We start from the raw sequence: 363 nt of genomic DNA on the forward strand, positions 1-363 counted from the left end.
GTCTGTCTGCGGATGCCCTGCCGGATCTGCTCGGCGAACTGGAAGAGCGCGGCTTTTCCGGCACCAACATCACCCATCCGTTCAAGCAGGCGGTGTTGCCGCTGCTCGACGAACTGTCGGAGGATGCCCGCATGCTGGGCGCGGTCAACACGGTGGTGTTCCGCGACGGCAGGCGGATGGGGCACAATACGGATTGGTACGGTTTTTATGAGAGTTTCCGCCAGGGCCTACCGGACGCGCGGCGTGACCATGCACTGCTTCTCGGCGCCGGCGGCGCTGGTGTTGCCGTCGCGCATGCCGCGCTCAAACTCGGCGTCGGCAGGCTCGACATCTTCGATCGCGATGGCGCACGCGCCGTACAGT

The 363-nt window shown here is 65.3% G+C and carries 1 pseudogene; it reads left to right on the forward strand.

The features are described 5' to 3' along the window. Positions 1-363: pseudogene (locus AC1D0P_RS32300) on the forward strand (shikimate dehydrogenase); the annotation flags it as partial.

The sequence above is a fragment of the Polaromonas sp. P1_G2 genome, assembly GCF_056405515.1.